The following is an 18,309-nucleotide window of genomic DNA, read 5'->3' on the forward strand; positions in this document are numbered from 1 at the left end:
CTCGACGAAGCATTAATCCTGCTTCTCCAGCATTTCCTTAACTGTGGTAGCCAACTGTTTGAGCGAAAACGGCTTTGGTAGGAAACCAAATTTGGCATCGGCTGGAAGATTGCGAGCAAATGCATCTTCCGCATAACCCGACACGAAGATGAACTTGATGTCAGGATATGTCTTGCGCAGTTCACGCAGAAGCGTAGGGCCATCCATTTCAGGCATGACCACGTCTGATACGACGATATCGACCTCACCGCCAAGCTCTGCCATGACCTCAAGCGCCTCGACGCCTGTTGCTGCTTCATGGACCGTATATCCACGCGACTGGAGCGCACGCACGCCGCCCATACGAACTGCATCCTCGTCCTCCACCAGAAGGACGGTTGCCGAACCGGAAAGATCGGTTGCTTTCTCGACCTTCTTTTCCTTCACGACGACAGGTGCATCGTCGGCGCGCTTTTCCTCAATGAGACGCGGCAGGAATATCTTGAAAGTTGTGCCTTTTCCGACTTCGGAATCACAGTAGATGAAGCCACCGGTTTGCTTGATAATGCCATAGACCATCGACAGGCCGAGGCCGGTGCCCTTGCCTACTTCCTTCGTCGTAAAGAATGGCTCGAAAATCTTTTCAAGCACGTCTGCAGGAATGCCCGTTCCGGTATCTTCAACTTCAAAGACCACATAATCCGCTTCTGGCAGATCGCGATAATGAAGCTTTGCGGCTTGCTGCGTCGACACATTGCGGGTGCGCAGCGTGATTTCACCGCCCTCCGGCATGGCGTCGCGCGCATTGACCGCCAGATTGACCGCAACCTGCTCGAACTGTCCAAGATCGGCCTTGACCGGCCAGAGATCGCGTCCATGATCGATTTTCAACTCGATATCCTTGCCGACAAGGCGTGCCAGCAGCATGCGCAGGTCTGCGAGAACATCTGTCAGATCGAGCACTTCTGGACGAAGTGTCTGGCGGCGCGAGAAAGCCAGCAACTGGCGCACGAGCGAAGCCGCACGGTTGGCGTTCTGCTTGATGTTCATGATATCAGGGAAAGACGGATCGGATGCGCGATGGTTGGTCAGCAGCAAATCCGACGACATGATGATAGCCGTCAGCACATTATTGAAGTCGTGCGCGATACCACCTGCAAGCTGGCCTACGGCCTGCATCTTCTGGCTCTGCGCCATCTGGTTTTCGAGGGCTTTCTGCTCGGTCGTTTCAACAGCAGAGATGATCGCCGCTTCTTCGGCCCGTTCCCCGCCAAGGTCGGTTACGGGGCTCATATAAAAACGTATGTGCCGTTCTTCGTTGCCCGGCAACACCGTATCGACGGGTGAAATGCTTGCCTGTCCTGCAAAGGCGGCGGCTAGCGCTCTGTTGAATGTCTCACGGTCACGTTCGTGCACCACGATCTCAAGCTTCGCATTGCCGTCAATCGCATCACGATCAACAACAGGAGCAAAAATATCGAGGAAGCGCGCATTGGTGCGCAGTATATGCCCGCCGGAATCAACGGCAGCGATTGCCATCGGAGCCGAATTGAAGAAGCGCGTGAAGCGCACTTCGGCGGAACGGAGTGCCATTGATGAATCTTCGCCCTCAGCGCGATCCAGAACGATAGTGCGGCTCGTACCGCGTGTTCCATCACGCGCGGCCTGAACGCGGTGATAGAAGCGAACGGCAAGGCTTTGTCCGTTGCGCTTGATAAGATCAAGATCGATGACGGTATTGCGGCTCGTGCCCGGTTCGGCTTTCACCGCCTTGATAAGTGCCATTCCGCTGCCTGCCACAATATCATTGAGCGTCAACGATCCCGGCGTGAACTGGGTCAGGTCGACACCGAGCCATTCTGCAAGCGTCGCATTGAGATAAATGATCCGACCCGACGGATCCGCAGAAAAGAAGCCCGCCGGTGCGTGATCGAGGTGGTTGATCGCTTCCTGCAGTTCCTGAAAGAACCGCTCCTGCTCTGCACGCTCGTCGGAAATATCCGCAATCTGCCAGGCGACGAGCGGACTTTTGAACTCCTGCCCCGCCTCTATGGGCCGTGCCTTGATGCGATACCATACCGGCGCCAGCGAACCATGTCCCTCACGGGAGAGGCCACCGGCAAGCCGCACCTCCTCCTGGGCCGACAAACCGTCGCGAACAGCATTCGTCAGTCGGTAAATGGCATCGGATGCCGCCGGTTCCGCCGTCAACACATTATCAAGCGAGCGAACTCCCTCGGCATTCGCGACGCCGGTCATTACCGCATAAGCCTCATTGGCGTAAACGATCTGGCCGCGCGCATCGGAAATAACCGTACCTTCCGGCTGCGAATCCATGAAGGAATGAGCAAGATCCTGCTCACCGTTCTTCTGACTGAATTGAATGAGACCCGTTGCTGCGCCAAAAAGGTAAAATACGCCGACCATTGACAAAATGCCCATGAGAACGAGGGCAAATCCATCTCCAAGCTGGTCACGAAACAGAAAATAGGCGATTGCCGCGACTGTCAGCAGAATGCCGACCAACAGCAGTCGAAGGGCTCCGCTGCGGTTGCGCTTGGGCATAACGAGCGGTTTCGGATAAGCGTTGTCCGTCTGTCGCGACATCAAGCCATCTGCCCTTTCATGTTGCGTGGCTGAGCATCAACAAGCATCAGAGTACCGTTTGTTTTTTCGATCAGCCAAGACGTCATTTCAATCATTCGCATATCCGATTTTCTCGAATGCACTTTTCTGCACGCTTCAGCTATCGCGCGGAGAACGCAAAGCCAATATGTCAGGGTATATCCGATTCGCAGAATGCGTTAATCGGCGCGCAGTACAAGCATTGCTGCACTGAAACGGTGCAAATTGGACTTTTTTGCACCGTTTTGCCTGGGGATCATATATTTCCCGCATTTCCAAGGAACATTCCCAAGGCTTACAAATTCAACTACTGTACCAACTATGTGATGATGCGGAGTGCCGGGGGAAGCGCAGTCTCCACACATCGCAGGTTTTTAGTTTATTGTATCAAGAGGGTATCCGCATGAAGGAATGGCTCAGCGGCATCGTTGGAGAGAGCGCGGCTAATATTGTCGGCTTCATCCTAATATTTGCGATCATTCTTGGCGGAATTTTCGTTGTTCTCAGTATCATTCGCCGTTTCAGCAGCGGGACTTTCGTCTCCAATGGACGCACGCGGCAGCCGCGCCTTTCGGTGATGGATGCTGCAGCCGTCGATAGCAGGCGTAAGCTCGTTCTTATTCGCCGCGACGATGTGGAACATCTGCTGCTCATCGGCGGGCCGACCGATGTCGTGGTCGAACAGAACATTGTCATGGAATCGCGTGCCCATGCGCGTGTGCAGACTTCGCGCATAGAGCCTGAACAGATCGAGCGCTTCAAACAGCATGAAGCAACCCTGACCAACGATAAAGCAGAGCGCCCTGCTCTCTCATTGCAAACACCGCAGTCTGAAGAGAAGGATGAGCCGATCCAGCTCACCTCTGCAATCGAAACTCCGGTTTATCGAAAGCCTGAACCGGTACGTGAAGAGCCGGTTCAATCCGCTGCGACACCTGCGCGCATTCCGCCGCAAGCCCCCACCGCGCCTATCCCGCCACGACCGCCTGTGCGGTCTGACACCACTGCCACTCAGTCGACACCTCCTCATCAGCCGCCGCGTCCGGCACCGAACTATCCGCCGCAGCCACGCACAGTGTTGCCGCCTCGTCCCGCACAGCCGCAGCCACAGTCAACCCGTGCACATCCGGCTTATCCATTGAGCCAGGTTTCTCGCGGTGTTTTGAGCTCGACTTCTTCCGGCGCGACCGCCGCTGTTGGCGTCGCAGCAGCCGCATCTGTTGTTTCTGCAAATCTTGGCAGCATCGTCCCGGAGCGTGAAACGACGACACCTGACAAGTCTTCGCCACTTGATGTAACCGGACCGACTGTTTCTTCGACAGCAGCTCCGGCATTCAGCGCTCCATCGGAACCGAAACGCGTCGAGCCTGAAATCACGGTTACCGAGCCGAGGCCAACAGAACCCGATACTGCTGCGGTGGAAACGCCGGGCGATGAGTTGGCGGGGCTCAGCGGTGCTTTACACGACGCAATCGCTGCTGACGTTAATGTAAAGAGCGCGACTGATGATGACACCAAGGATGCAGTCTCGTTCGATACCGAGTTCTTCGAAAATGAGCTTTTGAGTTCACTTGATATTTCCGCAACGGACGATGCGGTTGAAGACAAAGCCAAGGACGATATCGAGGATGAAATGGAAAAGCTCCTCGGCGAATTGACCAAGGACGAAATTCGCAGGAGCTGAGTCTGCCGGAATTTATCTCGATACAAAGAAAATAGGCTGCGGAAACCGCAGCCTATAAATTTTCTAAACCATCTCGAAGCTTGCCGCATCGACCCAAAAATCATACCGATTTACGGAAAATACGATGCGAAGATCCAATAGATTAGAGCGTATGCACTCTAATCGTCGCGATAAACTTTCTCACGACGCTCGTGGCGCTCCTGCGCTTCGATGGATAGCGTAGCAATCGGACGCGCATCAAGCCGCTTCAAGCTGATAGGTTCTCCCGTTTCCTCGCAGAAGCCGTATGTTCCTTCATCAATGCGGCTTAGTGCTGCGTCGATTTTGGAGATCAATTTGCGCTGTCTGTCGCGAGCTCGTAGCTCAATTGCCCGATCCGTTTCGGAGGATGCCCTGTCCGCCAGGTCGGGATGGTTGGCATTTTCCTGCTGTAGCGCTTCAAGCGTTTCACGCGCTTCTCGCAGAATATCATTCTTCCACGCGACTAGTTTCGTGCGGAAGTAAGACTTCTGCCGCTCATTCATGAACGGCTCGTCTTCAGTGGGCCTATAGTCAAGGTCAATCAATTCACTCATTCTGAATTACCCCACATCTAGGAGACGCGAGCGGTTATATAGTTCCATAGCAACAAGGACACAACATCAAACAAGCGTACTTCACTACTTTTTAGTTCATCAATTTTGTATGATTTTGCATCAAAATTATGCAATCTTAAAATGCACGGAAAAAGTTGCTCTTTAGACTTTCAGAACAACTTCAATTGATTGCCAGTAAAGTGGGTGTATTTTCCGGTCATAGCCAACATCAGTATCAAGAAGCTCATTCAGCCCAATAATTAGGCAGATGACACATGTAATTATTGCTGACAGACATCAAAAAATCGGGAGAATGGGCAACTAGGGTGCCCTTTTGCGCTCAAATCATGGCAAGAAATGCTGAAAAACACAGCTTGGAACGTTACAGATGAGTCGTTTGCTTCTCCTCAGACATGCCAAGGCCATGTGGGCAAAGCCCGGAATGAAGGATTTCGACCGCTCGCTGGACCAGGAAGGAAAAGCATCCCTAGACCGGCTTGCAAGGACAATGAAGTCATTCAAGCTATATCCAGATCTGGTAGTCCTTTCAGGCTCAGGCCGAACAAGGGAAACCGCGTTCGGCCTTATTGAACGCCTGGAAATCAACGTCGAAACAATCATCGATGATACGATCTATAGTGGCGGCGCGGCCGACTACATGCAATCCATCCGCAAACATGGCCATGCGCCGACGGTCATGCTCGTGGGGCACAATCCCAGCATAGAGGATCTGGCTCTGGCCTTGTGTGGCGATGGCAACAAAGACGGCCTCCTGAAGCTACGCGCAGGCTTCCCGACAGCCGCATTGGCGAATATCACGTTTCCGACCTCGCTTGGCGAACTCGAACGTGGCGGCGGTTACCTCGAAAGCTTCCTGTTTCCTCAGTAGATTTTCCGTAAGTGCACGGACATTCCTTGCCAAGACTACTGACGCAACCCTATCTATATCGCTGACAGATCACTGAATTCGGCGAGGGATAATTGGCTAGACTGACAAGTATTGGCGACGAAGCGAAGATCGCACTGGATACGTTGGCAGATCGTGCGACCGGGCTTTTGTCTCCGTCATTGCGGCTCGGCGTGACCGGTTTATCTCGTGCCGGAAAGACAGTCTTCATTACAGCTCTCGTGCATAATATGCTGCATGGCGGCAGGCTGCCGATGTTTGAAGCCTATAAATCCGGACGTATTTCACGAGCGCTGCTCGAACCGCAACCGGACGATGCGGTCCCTCGCTTTCAATATGAAGAGCATCTGTCGGCTCTGATCGATGAGCGTATCTGGCCAGACTCAACTCGTGCAATCTCGCAATTGCGTCTGACCATCGAGTATGAATCCGCTTCTGCGTGGGGACGATGGCTGTCGCCCGGCAAACTCTCTGTCGATATTGTCGACTATCCCGGCGAATGGCTGCTCGACCTGCCCTTGCTTGGCAAATCCTATGCCGAATTCAGTGCAGATTCTTTTGCTCTGGCCCATGAACCGACGCACAAGGATCTGGCTCAGGCGTGGATCGCCGAAGCCGCCCTTGTTGACCCTTCTGAAAAGGCAGACGAGCTCACCGCGCAGCGTCTGGCCAAGAGCTTTACGGCTTACTTGCGCGCGGGAAAAGCCGATGAACGCGCATTGTCGACCCTGCCACCAGGGCGTTTTCTGATGCCGGGCGATCTAGAGGGTTCACCGGCACTGACATTCGCCCCGCTGCCTGATCTCGAACCGGACGATCTGAAGGCCGGCTCCCTCGGCGCAATGATGGAACGGCGTTATGAAGCCTATAAAACCTATGTCATCAAGCCATTCTTTCGGGAACATATCGCCCGGCTCGACAGACAAATTGTGCTTATCGATGCCATGCAGGCGATGAATGCAGGCGGCGCCGTCGTTGCTGATCTGGAGCGTGCACTTACCGATATTCTGTCCTGCTTCCGACCAGGACGCTCGAACCTGCTGACTGGATTGATCCAGCGCCGTATCGGCCGCATTCTTGTGGCTGCAACGAAAGCCGATCATCTGCACCATGAAAGTCACGACCGTCTGCAAGCCATCGTGCGACGCCTCGTGGAACGGGCTATAGAGCGAGCCGATTTTTCCGGCGCGGATATCGATGTTCTCGCAATGGCCGCAGTTCGTGCTACCCGCGAGGCAACCGTGACACAAGGCAAGGAAACCCTTCCCGTCATCGTCGGCACACCGCTAAAGGGCGAGAAAATCGATGGCGAGATGTTCGACGGTGAAACAGAAACCGCCATATTTCCTGGTGACTTACCGAAAAACCCCAATGCAATCTTTGAAAAGTCGTTTGCACAGGATGATCCAGCCATCCGTTTTGTCCGTTTCCGCCCGCCCCGGCTCGAGCGTACCGCCGAAGGCATAACTCTTTCCCTGCCTCACATAAGGCTGGATCGCGCCTTGCAGTTTCTGATTGGGGATCGTCTCGCATGACAGAGAAGACACCGCGTAAACCTGCTTCGTTCACGGTAAATCAGCCGTCTACCCGTCCTGAAACAGTGGATGAAGTGTCGCGTCGTCCTCGTGCCGTGCGGGACCTTGATGCTGTTGTCTCCCAACCGGATGTTTTTGCGTTGAACGAGGAGGAAGCGGCAGAGCTGGAAATTCTCGATCCGTCATTTGAAGCACCTGAACGCAGGGGCTGGTCGCTCAGCAAAATACTTTTCGGGGCGCTCGGCATTCTTGTTTCATTCGCTATCGGCATCTGGGCCGAAGACCTTATCCGGGCACTGTTTTCCCGTGCAGACTGGTTGGGCTGGACCGCTTTGGGCGTCGCTATAATCGCGCTTGCAGCCTTCATTGCCATTATCGTCCGCGAACTGATAGCGTTGCGTCGCCTTGCTTCCGTGCAGCATCTCCGAAAAGACGCCGCAGATGCGGCTGAACGGGACGATATGGCCTCCGCCAGAAAAGCGGTAGACGCGCTGCGCTCGATTGCGGCAGGCTTGCCGGAGACAGCGCGTGGACGACAGCTTCTGGACGGCCTGACCGACGATATCATTGACGGGCGAAACCTGATTCAGCTTGCCGAAACGGAAATTCTTCGACCTCTCGACCGCGAAGCACGCACGCTCATTCTGAATGCGTCAAAACGCGTTTCAATTGTCACCGCAATCAGTCCGCGTGCACTGGTCGACATCGGTTATGTCATTTTTGAGGCAGCCCGGCTGATCCGCCGGCTTTCACAACTCTACGGTGGCCGCCCCGGCACGCTTGGTTTTCTGAAACTCGCCCGCCGGGTCATTGCACATCTGGCTGTGACGGGAACGCTAGCCATGGGCGATAGCGTTATCCAGCAGCTTGTTGGCCATGGCCTCGCGTCACGGCTTTCTGCCAAGCTCGGCGAAGGTGTCGTCAACGGTCTTATGACGGCGCGTATAGGCATTGCAGCCATGGACGTGGTGCGTCCATTTCCGTTCAATGCCGAAAAGCGGCCTGGCATCGGCGACTTTATCGGCGATCTTGCGAGGATAAGCGGCGAACGGCCAGACAAAAAGCATCCTGGAAAATAGCGACTTATTTCCGAAGCGTTAACCATTCGCGACGATTATGAGCAGATAGAAATCTGCGCCAGAATCGAACGATGCGGTGTAATGGCACGCCCCCCTCAATTGTGCCCTTCCCCTTCAATCGGCTTATGGCAGCGTCGGATTATCCGACGGTTTGCGAGGCGCGACCAGCTTTTGGTCGTGACATGCTGAAAAACAACGATTAGGAATGACGTCCGATCAAGGTCGTGAATCCGGGACAGAGCTGAATATGAAGAACTGCATCGCCGCCTGCCTGACGCTGCTACCCGTGTCATTTTCTGCCGTGCCGGTTTTGGCCGCCGACAAAGACAAGCAGTTCTTTCAAACGATCGAGGGCCAATGGTCGGGGCCGGGCGAAATTGTCGCCGGAAAATACAAAGGCACGAAATTCGTCTGCAATCTGGCCGGATCGACACCGGATGAGAATGTTGGCATGACGCTTGACGGCACTTGCCGCGTTGGCGTCTTTTCACAGGCGATGAAGGCTACCGTAACGCGTGTTGGCTCCGCTTATTCAGGCACGTTCAATGACGGCGCTGCAGGCAAAGGTCTTGATGTTACGTCGGGTTCGGTCAGTGGCAACAAAGTTGTTTTCGGCCTGAACCGCAAGCAGCTCAATGGCGCTATGCTGGCGCGTGTATCCGATCCAAACACGATGAATGTGACGGTTTCCGTTCGCGTCGATAAGGAACTGGTTCCGGTCATTGGCATGAACCTGAAGCGCGTCGATAATATCGCTGTCGGTAGTATCGCCAAGAACTGATAAATTTCTATTCGCACCACCAGCCCGCATCCATGCGGGCTTTTTCTATTTCGGATTGTTCAATCCCGGCATTCCAGGCCGCAACCGTTCTACCTGCCACTTCAAGAGACGGTGCAATATCGTTCAATGGTACGAGAACGAAGGCTCGCTCGTGCATGCGCGGATGCGGAAGCTCCAGGGCAGCATCTGTCATGGCGACAGCCCCCCCATTTTCATCCTGCATTGCCAATATATCGATATCTATGATGCGCGGGCCCCATCGTTCGAGCCTGACACGCTTCAAAGAACGCTCCACATCGAGACAGGTTGCAATCAGTTCCAACGGTTGCAACGCGGTTTCAATTTCAGCACAGGCATTGTGAAACCACGCTTGATCCGTCTTCCCCCAAGGTGGCGTGCGATAGACTGCTGAAACTGCGATGACATCCGTGTCTATTCGTTCGTCTAGTATGCGCAAAGCCTTGCCCATCGAGGCGACAGGATCATCGATATTGCCGCCCAGCCCCAGCCAGGCCCGGTAATGTTTTTCGGCCATCACTGCGGATAAACCACAGTTACTTCAACATGGTCCAACACACCCGGAACAGGCGCATTCGGCTTGCGCACTGTGATTTCCGCACGCTTCACCTGCGGAAACCGCGCAGTCAGCGCTTTGGCGACATCAAGAGCAAGCGTCTCGATAAGATAGCGCTGACGACCGGTGATGATGTCTTGAATGACAGCGAAAGCTATACCGTAATGCACCGTCCCGTCGATATCGTCATTTTGCAGCGCGTTCCCCGGATCGACATCCAGAACCGCATCGACATAAAAACGCTGACCGAGCTTGTGCTCTTCATCGAAAACGCCGTGGTGCGCGAAAAATGCGCAGTTCATCATTCTGATCGTGTACACGGCTTCACTTTCTGTTTTCACTGCGCCTGCATTGCAGAATATCATCTACAACCGCAAGTGCATCTCTATTAAAAGCGACATTGTGAACACGGAAGATGTCGGCGCCTGCCAAACGCAGTGCGACTGACGTTGCTGCCGTTCCAATGTCGCGGTCGAGCGGATTGTCTCTGCCGGTCATGCCGCCGATAAAACGTTTGCGCGACGTACCGACAAGCAGGGGAAATCCGAATTTCTGCAATTCATCTGCTCTGGCCAACAGCGCAACATCTTCATCCTTGTTCTTGCCGAAACCGAAACCCGGATCGAGCACGATGTGAGATTCTGCGATGCCTGCCCTCTTCGCTATATCCAAAGAAGCATTCAGGAAGGCGAACTGATCTTCGATGACATCGGCGAGAACAGGACGATCCCTGCTGGTATGCATGATGACCAACCCTGCACCGCTGCTTCTAGCGACATGGGCGATTTCCGGTTCGCGTTGCAAACCCCAGACATCATTGACGATATGCGCCCCGGCACTCACTGCGGCTTGCGCCGTTGCTGCGCGGTACGTGTCGACCGAGATTATGCAATCATATTTCTCAACCAACGCCCTGATCACCGGAACGACACGAGCGATTTCCGTTTCGGAATTGACCGTAGCGGCTCCGGGGCGGGTCGATTCTCCACCCACATCGATGATCGTCGCTCCGTCGGCGAGCATTTGACCCGCAACATCGACAGCCCTTTTGAACTCATTATGATGGCCGCCATCGGAAAAGGAGTCCGGTGTGACATTCAATATGCCCATGATAACGGACTTGTCTCCCAGGCGAAGGCTTCGTCCGTGAGCAAGATGCCATTCTTTCGTCATAGCGAAATGTTCTTGTACCATTTCCCCGTACCATTTCATTACGGCGAGGATGCAACCAACCTCGCCTAAAGTCATTTTGTGAAGGGCGTTATAGTTCTCTTGACGATTGCATGCCATGCTCGCGGCAGCAAAAAGCGAATTTCTTACTGGTTTTAGAAAGAGGTCCAGAACATGAATTTGAGGAAGAAGGTTCTGGCTCTCAGCGCAGTTCTCGCCATCGTAGCTCCACAGGCGGAGGCGGCAGCGATCTTTCGCGAGTTCAGCTATTATACCGTGAGCGGCAAAACAGCCGCCGACCTCGACAAAGCCCTTTCCCGCAATGGCCCCTTCCTCAAGAAGACCGGTCAGCATCATCCCGGTGCTGCAGAAATCCGTTTTGACGCAAAGGTGCGTTACGGTCGTGAGTCCGGGAAAGCATGCAAGGTTCAGGATGTCTATGTGAATGTTCATGCAAAGGTTTCCCTGCCGCGCTGGAAGCAGCGCCGCAAGGCCACGCCGGAACTGGCGTTGATCTGGGATACTTTGCTACAGGATATTCGCCGTCACGAAGAAAGTCACATCGTCATCGCCCGCAGCTTCGCAAGCCAGATGGAACGGGAAATACGCGGATTACGCACCCGCTCGGATTGTGCAGTGCTTCGCGCTGACATCGACAAGGTGACTGCGCGCCTCATGGAAGCGCATGATAAGGAACAGCAGCGGTTTGACCGGGTTGAGACGATCAACTTCGAAAATCGTTTCTCACGTTTGCTGACTTATCGCATGGAACGCGCCCAGCAATCTTCCAAATAGCAAACTGCAACGATACTAGAGCGCATCCCGAAAAGTGTGAAACGGTTTTCGGATAAGATGCGCGTTAAAACAAATATTCAGAGCGCCGATCCGATTCAATCAGATCGAAACGCGCTCTAGCGCAATTCGCGCCGTATGGCCTGCGTCATCAAGGCTGCTTCGTGAAATCCGGACAGGATCAGTTTCAGTTTTCCCGGATAGTGGCAGGCATCCCCAATAGCATAGACCTTTGGACTTGACGTTCTGAAGGTTTCCGGACTCACAGCCAGCATATTCCCAGTCTTCAGCAGTGAAAGCTCGGCCAGCGGATCGGGACGGATAACCTGCCCGTCCACTGCGAACGCGCCAAGACCCGATGCGATCACGGCTACGCTTGCTTCAAGCCTGTTACCATCACGGGTAAGTACAACGACGCCGCCACTATCAATAATGATACCGTCTACCACCCGATTGAAATGAAAAACCGGATTATATGGGTCGATCTGTTTGAGAAGCCGTTCAACAAGTTCCTCACCCATAATTTCGGAGAATCCGGGTACATCATAAATCGGCTTGTCGGCATAGAGTGCCGTACATTGACCGCCTGGCCGATCACGGGCATCTATAAGATGACATCTGAAACCGAACAGTCCAAGCTGAAACACGCAAAAGAGTGCGACAGGCCCGCAACCGATTATGACAATATCATTTTGCGGTTCGGTGCCCATCGCATTACCGTTTTCTTCAAGGGATTAGTTCTGGCGTTCAGGCACCTGCACAACGAGACCATCAATGTCGTCGGATACCCGGATTTGACACGAAAGGCGCGAGGTGGGGCGAACTTCATAAGCGAAGTCCAGCATGTCCTCTTCCATTGCGTCCGGGCCGCCAACAGTGTCGGTCCAGTCATCATCAACGTAGACATGGCAGGTTGCACAGGCGCAGGCACCGCCGCACTCCGCATCGATACCGGGAATGCCGTTGCGAATGGCAGCTTCCATCACACTGGATCCATTGTCGGCTTCAACTTCGGTCCGGGTCGCGCCATCGGCTGATACGAATACGATCTTCGTCATTTTCATTCCTTGGAGCACGCTAATTGCGTGCGATCTCTATTTTTAGCGTCGGTCGCCGCCTGGGCAGAAAACGCAAATAAACTCGAAATGGCAGATACGGCCTTCTGCAAACAGTTTCAACCATGGCCGCGCCTGTGGCTGCAACTGCGCCAATATGCCGTGCGTTTTACGATGCATTTCCATACCTGATAAACCTGACGGTGGCCCCCAAAACCGGAAAACTCGTCCTTGCCGTTAGAGGAAAGTGCATCATATGATGTGAATTGAGGGAGAATGAAGAACAATGGATAGAATCCAGCACACCTGACAATGCAATCACAGGGCGATCAAATCACCATAAAGCGCGCATTACGGGCTTTTTTGTTAATAAATTGGCAGGGCTTTTTCGAGTGAGAGAAACGGCCATAATCGATTTCCACAACTTGCTGGTAAATAGGGGAAGCCCGGAAATGTCGAATTTTTATGAATTGAGCCGATTTCCGTTAACCTTGTATTTAAAGTTTTAGGTATCGTCGAAAGACGCCTATTTCCTTAACAGGCGCGAGCCGATACGATGCAAAATGGCGGAGAAAGTTTTGTAACGGCCTTTTTATGGTCCGGCCGTCGCAGTAATGAGTACGAGGTAGGCGAACAATGGCTTCCAAATCCAAGGCACAGAAGCTCGACCTTGAGGTTGAAAAGGCACTGGAACAGGCACTCGATATCGATTTCGGCGACGATCTTGATATCGACATGGACTTGAGTGCGTTCGATGAAGGCTTCTCCGTCGACGATCTGGAAGAGCAGATTTCGCGCGCCGCAGAAGAACTGGTTGCCGAACAGAAGACCAAGACGGTTGAGCCCCCTGCTGTTTCCCCTGTGGAAACTGCAGCGAAAGTGGCTACCATCACCACTGCTTCAGTGATTGCAACGCCTGCTGCGCCTCCGGTCCCACCAGTCGTCAAAGCTGCCGGACCAGTTTCGCAAACCACTGCCAGCGTTCAGCACAAGCCTGCCAACACCTCGAAAGCTGCAACGCCAGCGCCTGAGCCTGTCAGCAAGCCTGTTTCCGCAGCAGCTGTCGCGACGGCTACCAATATTGCATCGCCCGCCTTCACGCCGGCGAACGACGATTCCCGCAGCGAGAAAGCGATTATCGCAGCCCCACGCCGCGTGACGGAAAACTCGTCCAAGCTCTTCTGGACAACAACCGCAATCAGCGTGCTTTGGGCCGCGGGCGGTGTTGCGTTGAGCAAAGCCATCAATCCCGATGTCTTCTCAAGCTTGCAAGCCACCAAGGATTTCTTCACCTCGCCCGCCGGTCTTGGCGTTGTTGCGGGTGTAGCATTGCCGGTCGCCATGTTCTGGGGCTTCGCGCAGCTCGTAAAGCGCGCACAGGAAATGCATACGGCAGCGCGCAGCATGTCGGAAGCTGCCATGCGGCTGCTCCAGCCGGAAGCTGTGTCTGGCGACCGCGTTTCGACGCTTGGGCAGGCTGTACGCCGCGAAGTCGCAGCCATGAACGAAGGCATCGAACGCACTTTGGCGCGAGCTGTCGAACTCGAAACGCTCGTTCAATCGGAAGTTAATCAGCTCGAGCGCGCCTATAGCGACAATGAAGTTCGTATCCGCTCACTCGTCAGCGATCTGGGCAACGAGCGAGAAGCCGTTGTAAGCCATGCCGAGCGCGTACGCTCCTCCATCTCCGGTGCGCATGAACAGCTGAAGGAAGAGCTTTCGAGCGCTTCCAACATCATTCGCGACAATGTTCTTTCTGCTTCGCAGCAGTTGAGCACCCTGCTTGGCGAATCCGGCGAACGTCTTATCGGAAGCATTAATGAAAGTGGCGGCGCCATTGCCGAAGCCATTGAAACCCGCACGGGCGATATCGGTTCCCGCATCACGACGTCCGGCGAAGCCTTCGCAAACCTGCTGGATACACGGATCGCAACGCTCGATGAGCAGTCGCGCACTGTATCGGACCGCCTGACGGAGGCCCTGGACGAACGCACGACCGGTATTGCCAATCTGCTTGGCGGTGCAACGCAGTCGATGGTCAGCGAATTTGACACTCGCCTTGCCAATCTTGAAAGCACCCTTTCTGATCGTGGCCGTTCGCTTCTGTCCGAATTTGAAGCCCGCGCACATGCTCTCGACAGCAGCACTGAGAAACTCAATGCGGCTCTGGAGACCCGTTCGCGCCAGATCAACGAAAACCTCATCGCCCGTACCCGTGAAATCGCAGAGACCTTCTCCAGCGGTCGCACTTCTCTCAGCACGATGATCGACGAAACCAAGACCAAGATCGGCGAAGATCTCACTTCAATTGGTGAAAGCGTCGGCAGTATTCTTGGCGAAAAGGCCGATGCCTTCGCAGGCAAGCTTGCCGAAAGCCGCGATGTTCTCGCAGCATCTCTGGAAGGCGAGACCGAGCGTGTTTCCTCTGTCATTCGCGGCCATGCCGATACGCTTGCTGCACGCACGAGCGACATCGAAAATGCCGTCAATGCCAGCGCATCTGCGCTCAACTCCGTTGCCGATAGTCATGCGGCAATTCTGGAAGAGCGGACCAATGCACTGCGCCAGACAATGGAAAACCACTCCGCACTGCTCGACACAAGCTTTGCAGACCACGCCCGTTCTCTGGAAGAACGCGCCACCACGCTTCATGGCGTCATTACGGGCAATCAGACCATGCTTGCTCAATTGATGGATGAGCGCGCTGCCGCAATGCGCGACAACTTCAACGAAAATCGCGAAGTTCTCGCTCGTACCTTTGATGAACGCGTGAATGCACTTCAGGCACTTATCGTCGATAATCAGGACACACTCGCACGTATTCTCGACGAACGCGCAAGCAGCATGACTGAATCTATCGGTGCCGGTCGCGATGCATTCGTCGCCGCATTGGGTGAACATGTTCGTCAGGTCGAAGAACGTACAAGCGGCCTTCATACCGTCTTGAACGATCACAACAGCGCCCTTTCCGGTATTCTGGACGGTCATGAACGCACAATTGAAACCCGTGCGGCTGAAATCCGTTCGACGCTGGGCGAAAGCACGGCTTCACTAAGCCAGACGCTGCAGGATCACAGCGACATTCTGGAACAGCGCACAACCAACTTGCACAACGCAATTGCGGACAGCAGTTCGACCATCAGCCGCGCATTCGAAGGCCAGACAGGCATTATTGAAGAACGCACGCAAACGATGGAAAAGGCGCTTAGCATCGGTGTGGACAATGTCCGCCGTGCACTAGAGCAAAGCGCTGGCATTGTTGCTGGCTCGCTGCGCGAGAAGATTGGCGAAGCCGCAAGCACGCTTTCGGCTGAAGCAGCCAAGGCTGGCGAAGCTCTGGACGGTTTCGGTGAAGCATTCAGTGCCCGCCTGATCGACAATCTGTCCGGCACAGAAGCACGTCTCGGCGACCGCGCTGACACGATTGCCGGCCGTCTCGGAGAGATTGAAAGCCGCCTCACCGGCGAACTTGGCTCAATCGAAGCCCGTATCGCCAATACCGCAAGCAGAACAAGCGAAACTCTTGCTGGCCACAGCGAAGCCTTTGCCGCAAGTGTTGCCGACAATCTGGCCGGGACGGAAACCCGCCTCAACGAACGCGCCAACGCCATCGCAAGCGGTCTTGAAGCAATCGAGAATCGCCTCACTGGCGAACTCAGCACGATTGAGGCCCGCATCGCTGATACGGCTTCCAAGACAAGTGAAACGCTCGCCGGTCACAGCGAATCCTTCTCGGCCAGCGTTGCCGACAATCTCGCCGGTACTGAAACACGCCTTGCAGAACGTGCGGATGCGATTGCAACTCGTCTGGGTGACATCGGCTCGCGTATCACGATGGAACTCGGCTCTGTCGAGGCGCGTATTGCACAGGTCACTGACACGACGGCGGTTACGCTTGAAGAACGCACTCGCGAACTCAATGCCGTCCTCGCCGCCCGTTCGCAGGAAATCACCAAAATCCTCAACGATACAGCGGAACCGCTTGTGCAACGGCTTGCTGATAGCGGTCGTGGGCTGGCCCAGCAGCTTGAAGAAGCAACCCATGCTGCAACCGACAGGCTTCGTTCGGAAAATGCAGCGCTCGTCAATGCACTTGCAAGTCGTACGGCAGAAACGATTGCCGCCGTTCAGCAGGCAAAGACGGGTCTTTCCGACAATGTCAGCGAACTGATCGATCGCCTTGCTGCGTCAAATGGCGAACTGGGCAAGCTGATCGATTCCGCAACGCGCAATCTCACCGATATCGACGGTCGCCTCGTCGACACGACGTCGAGTTTCGTTGAGAACACCAACCGCGCGGCGCAGATGTTCCAGGCTTCCACCGGCCTGATAGACGGCAATATCGGAACCTTGCGCGCCATATCCGACAGCACACTGTCGCAGATCGCAGACATCGCCGACCGCTTCGAAGAACATGGAAAAGTTCTTTCTTCGGCTTCCGACATGATCAACACGGCCCAGAACGGCCTTGTCAGCACGCTTGAAGATCGTCACCAGGCACTCGACAAGCTGGCATCTGGCTTGGTCGAAAAATCTGAAGGCGTGGAAAAGCTGATGCAGTCCTTCGAAGAGCTGGTGACCTCCGCGTTCCAACGCGCCGAAGGCCAGACCCGCTCGTCGGCCGAGAAGATGCGCGAAAGCGTTTCGGAAATCGTCGAACAGGCCGCACAGAAGTTCTCCGCTGCCACCGACGATATTCGTCGCACCGCGACCGAGATCCGCACCGAGCTCAACACGACCCGTGGTGAACTCAAGCGTGGTGTTCTCGACATGCCTGCCGAGGCCAAGGAAACGACGACAGCGATGCGCAAGGCCGTGAGCGAACAGATCAACGCGCTCAAGGAACTGGCCGAAATCGTCAACAAGTCGGGCCGTCTGGTAGATGTCGGCGAAAGCCGTGCAGACCGACCGGCCTCGCGTCCGGCACCAGCAGCCTCTCGTCCAGCTCCGGTTCAGGCACCGGCAGCACAGACGGATGTTGCAATCCGCCAGCGTGCCTATGAGGCGCCGAAAGCTCAACCGGCACCAACAGCCGCGCCGGCAGAAAAGCCGCGTGGATGGGTGTCCGATCTCCTGGCCCGCGCCTCCCGTGAGGAAGATGAAGCCGTTCAGCCGAAGGCACAGCCGACCGCTACGCCTCGTTCGCCAAGCCACGTCGTTGAATCGCTGAACTCACTTTCGGTGGACATCGCACGCGCTATCGACCACGAAGCTTCAGTGGAGCTGTGGGACCGTTACCGCCGCGGCGAACGGAACGTTTTTACCCGTCGTCTCTATACGCTGAAGGGTCAGCAGACCTTTGACGACATCAAGCGCAAGTATCAGACGGACGGTGAATTCCGCCGCGCTGTGGACCGCTACATGGACGACTTCCAGCGTCTGCTCGAAGATGTAGCCCGCAACGACCGGGACAACATGGTAACACGGACCTACCTCACATCAGACACCGGCAAGGTCTACACCATGCTTGCTCACGCAAGCGGTCGCCTCCGCTAAAAGCAGAACTCAAAGAAAACGCGGCCTTCGGGCCGCGTTTTTGTTTGTCCGATTGAG

The 18,309-nt window shown here is 54.9% G+C and carries 14 protein-coding genes; 7 read left to right on the forward strand and 7 right to left on the reverse strand.

Going from position 1 to position 18,309, the window contains the following annotated elements; all coding sequences use genetic code 11:
• Positions 1-12: 12 nt before the first annotated feature.
• Positions 13-2,586, reverse strand: coding sequence for a cell cycle histidine kinase CckA (gene cckA / locus CQZ93_RS07045; protein WP_105541943.1), 2,574 nt, complete (start codon positions 2,584-2,586; stop codon positions 13-15).
• A 421-nt stretch (positions 2,587-3,007) separates the two neighbouring features.
• Here cckA and CQZ93_RS07050 point away from each other — a divergent pair, with 421 nt between their 5' ends.
• Positions 3,008-4,288: a flagellar biosynthetic protein FliO gene (locus CQZ93_RS07050; RefSeq protein WP_105543212.1), complete on the forward strand. Its 1,281-nt coding sequence runs from the start codon at positions 3,008-3,010 to the stop codon at positions 4,286-4,288.
• A 158-nt stretch (positions 4,289-4,446) separates the two neighbouring features.
• Here the strand turns inward: CQZ93_RS07050 and dksA are convergent, their stop codons facing one another.
• The gene (gene dksA, locus CQZ93_RS07055; protein WP_104756279.1) at positions 4,447-4,863 is read right to left on the reverse strand and encodes an RNA polymerase-binding protein DksA; all 417 of its coding nucleotides are present in this window, start codon (positions 4,861-4,863) and stop codon (positions 4,447-4,449) included.
• A gap of 388 nt (positions 4,864-5,251) precedes the next feature.
• Here dksA and CQZ93_RS07060 point away from each other — a divergent pair, with 388 nt between their 5' ends.
• The 4 genes from CQZ93_RS07060 (at position 5,252) to CQZ93_RS07075 (ending at position 9,165) form a co-directional block, all read left to right on the forward strand.
• A complete protein-coding gene (locus CQZ93_RS07060) occupies positions 5,252-5,752 on the forward strand; it encodes a SixA phosphatase family protein (protein ID WP_105541944.1) in 501 nt (166 codons plus the stop codon).
• A gap of 92 nt (positions 5,753-5,844) precedes the next feature.
• Positions 5,845-7,305: a YcjX family GTP-binding protein gene (locus CQZ93_RS07065; RefSeq protein ID WP_105541945.1), complete on the forward strand. Its 1,461-nt coding sequence runs from the start codon at positions 5,845-5,847 to the stop codon at positions 7,303-7,305.
• Complete coding sequence (locus tag CQZ93_RS07070) at positions 7,302-8,384, forward strand: YcjF family protein (protein ID WP_105541946.1); 1,083 nt, start codon at positions 7,302-7,304, stop codon at positions 8,382-8,384. The genes CQZ93_RS07065 and CQZ93_RS07070 overlap by 4 nt, the downstream gene beginning before the upstream one ends.
• Before the next feature lie 247 nt (positions 8,385-8,631).
• Positions 8,632-9,165, forward strand: coding sequence for a hypothetical protein (locus tag CQZ93_RS07075; protein WP_105543213.1), 534 nt, complete (start codon positions 8,632-8,634; stop codon positions 9,163-9,165).
• 7 nt (positions 9,166-9,172) lie between these two features.
• Here the strand turns inward: CQZ93_RS07075 and folK are convergent, their stop codons facing one another.
• From folK to folP, 3 genes are read right to left on the reverse strand one after another with little or no spacing between them, the layout of a single operon-like run.
• Positions 9,173-9,700 (reverse strand): 2-amino-4-hydroxy-6-hydroxymethyldihydropteridine diphosphokinase, encoded by a 528-nt coding sequence (gene folK, locus CQZ93_RS07080; RefSeq protein WP_105541947.1) that lies wholly within the window; start codon positions 9,698-9,700, stop codon positions 9,173-9,175.
• On the reverse strand, positions 9,700-10,059 hold the full coding sequence (gene folB, locus CQZ93_RS07085; RefSeq protein ID WP_105541948.1) for a dihydroneopterin aldolase: 360 nt from the start codon (positions 10,057-10,059) through the stop codon (positions 9,700-9,702). The genes folK and folB overlap by 1 nt, the downstream gene beginning before the upstream one ends.
• Before the next feature lie 4 nt (positions 10,060-10,063).
• Positions 10,064-10,912 carry a dihydropteroate synthase gene (gene folP / locus CQZ93_RS07090; protein WP_105541949.1) on the reverse strand — a complete coding sequence of 283 codons (849 nt, stop codon included), beginning with the start codon at positions 10,910-10,912 and terminating at the stop codon, positions 10,064-10,066.
• A 171-nt stretch (positions 10,913-11,083) separates the two neighbouring features.
• On the opposite strand from folP, the gene CQZ93_RS07095 reads away from it, so the two are divergent.
• Positions 11,084-11,704 carry a DUF922 domain-containing Zn-dependent protease gene (locus CQZ93_RS07095; RefSeq protein WP_105541950.1) on the forward strand — a complete coding sequence of 207 codons (621 nt, stop codon included), beginning with the start codon at positions 11,084-11,086 and terminating at the stop codon, positions 11,702-11,704.
• A 116-nt stretch (positions 11,705-11,820) separates the two neighbouring features.
• Here CQZ93_RS07095 and CQZ93_RS07100 read toward each other — a convergent pair whose 3' ends face one another.
• Positions 11,821-12,411 carry an NAD(P)-binding protein gene (locus CQZ93_RS07100; protein ID WP_105541951.1) on the reverse strand — a complete coding sequence of 197 codons (591 nt, stop codon included), beginning with the start codon at positions 12,409-12,411 and terminating at the stop codon, positions 11,821-11,823.
• A gap of 24 nt (positions 12,412-12,435) precedes the next feature.
• Positions 12,436-12,759 carry a 2Fe-2S iron-sulfur cluster-binding protein gene (locus tag CQZ93_RS07105; RefSeq protein ID WP_105541952.1) on the reverse strand — a complete coding sequence of 108 codons (324 nt, stop codon included), beginning with the start codon at positions 12,757-12,759 and terminating at the stop codon, positions 12,436-12,438.
• 1,497 nt (positions 12,760-14,256) lie between these two features.
• Here CQZ93_RS07105 and CQZ93_RS07110 point away from each other — a divergent pair.
• Complete coding sequence (locus tag CQZ93_RS07110) at positions 14,257-18,252, forward strand: apolipoprotein A-IV repeat region-like domain-containing protein (protein WP_422616092.1); 3,996 nt, start codon at positions 14,257-14,259, stop codon at positions 18,250-18,252.
• Positions 18,253-18,309 lie beyond the last annotated feature (57 nt).

Origin of the sequence: Ochrobactrum vermis (genome assembly GCF_002975205.1) — a bacterium.
GTDB lineage: Bacteria > Pseudomonadota > Alphaproteobacteria > Rhizobiales > Rhizobiaceae > Brucella > Brucella vermis.

What these genes read in the sequence shown, in the direction of transcription:
- cckA (WP_105541943.1), bottom strand. Translation starts at nt 2,586, where the DNA reads ATGTCGCGACAGACGGACAACGCTTATCCGAAACCGCTCGTTATGCCC.
- CQZ93_RS07050 (WP_105543212.1), top strand. Translation starts at nt 3,008, where the DNA reads ATGAAGGAATGGCTCAGCGGCATCGTTGGAGAGAGCGCGGCTAATATT.
- dksA (WP_104756279.1), bottom strand. Translation starts at nt 4,863, where the DNA reads ATGAGTGAATTGATTGACCTTGACTATAGGCCCACTGAAGACGAGCCG.
- CQZ93_RS07060 (WP_105541944.1), top strand. Translation starts at nt 5,252, where the DNA reads ATGAGTCGTTTGCTTCTCCTCAGACATGCCAAGGCCATGTGGGCAAAG.
- CQZ93_RS07070 (WP_105541946.1), top strand. Translation starts at nt 7,302, where the DNA reads ATGACAGAGAAGACACCGCGTAAACCTGCTTCGTTCACGGTAAATCAG.
- CQZ93_RS07075 (WP_105543213.1), top strand. Translation starts at nt 8,632, where the DNA reads ATGAAGAACTGCATCGCCGCCTGCCTGACGCTGCTACCCGTGTCATTT.
- folK (WP_105541947.1), bottom strand. Translation starts at nt 9,700, where the DNA reads ATGGCCGAAAAACATTACCGGGCCTGGCTGGGGCTGGGCGGCAATATC.
- folP (WP_105541949.1), bottom strand. Translation starts at nt 10,912, where the DNA reads ATGACGAAAGAATGGCATCTTGCTCACGGACGAAGCCTTCGCCTGGGA.
- CQZ93_RS07095 (WP_105541950.1), top strand. Translation starts at nt 11,084, where the DNA reads ATGAATTTGAGGAAGAAGGTTCTGGCTCTCAGCGCAGTTCTCGCCATC.
- CQZ93_RS07100 (WP_105541951.1), bottom strand. Translation starts at nt 12,411, where the DNA reads ATGGGCACCGAACCGCAAAATGATATTGTCATAATCGGTTGCGGGCCT.
- CQZ93_RS07105 (WP_105541952.1), bottom strand. Translation starts at nt 12,759, where the DNA reads ATGACGAAGATCGTATTCGTATCAGCCGATGGCGCGACCCGGACCGAA.
- CQZ93_RS07110 (WP_422616092.1), top strand. Translation starts at nt 14,257, where the DNA reads ATGAACGAAGGCATCGAACGCACTTTGGCGCGAGCTGTCGAACTCGAA.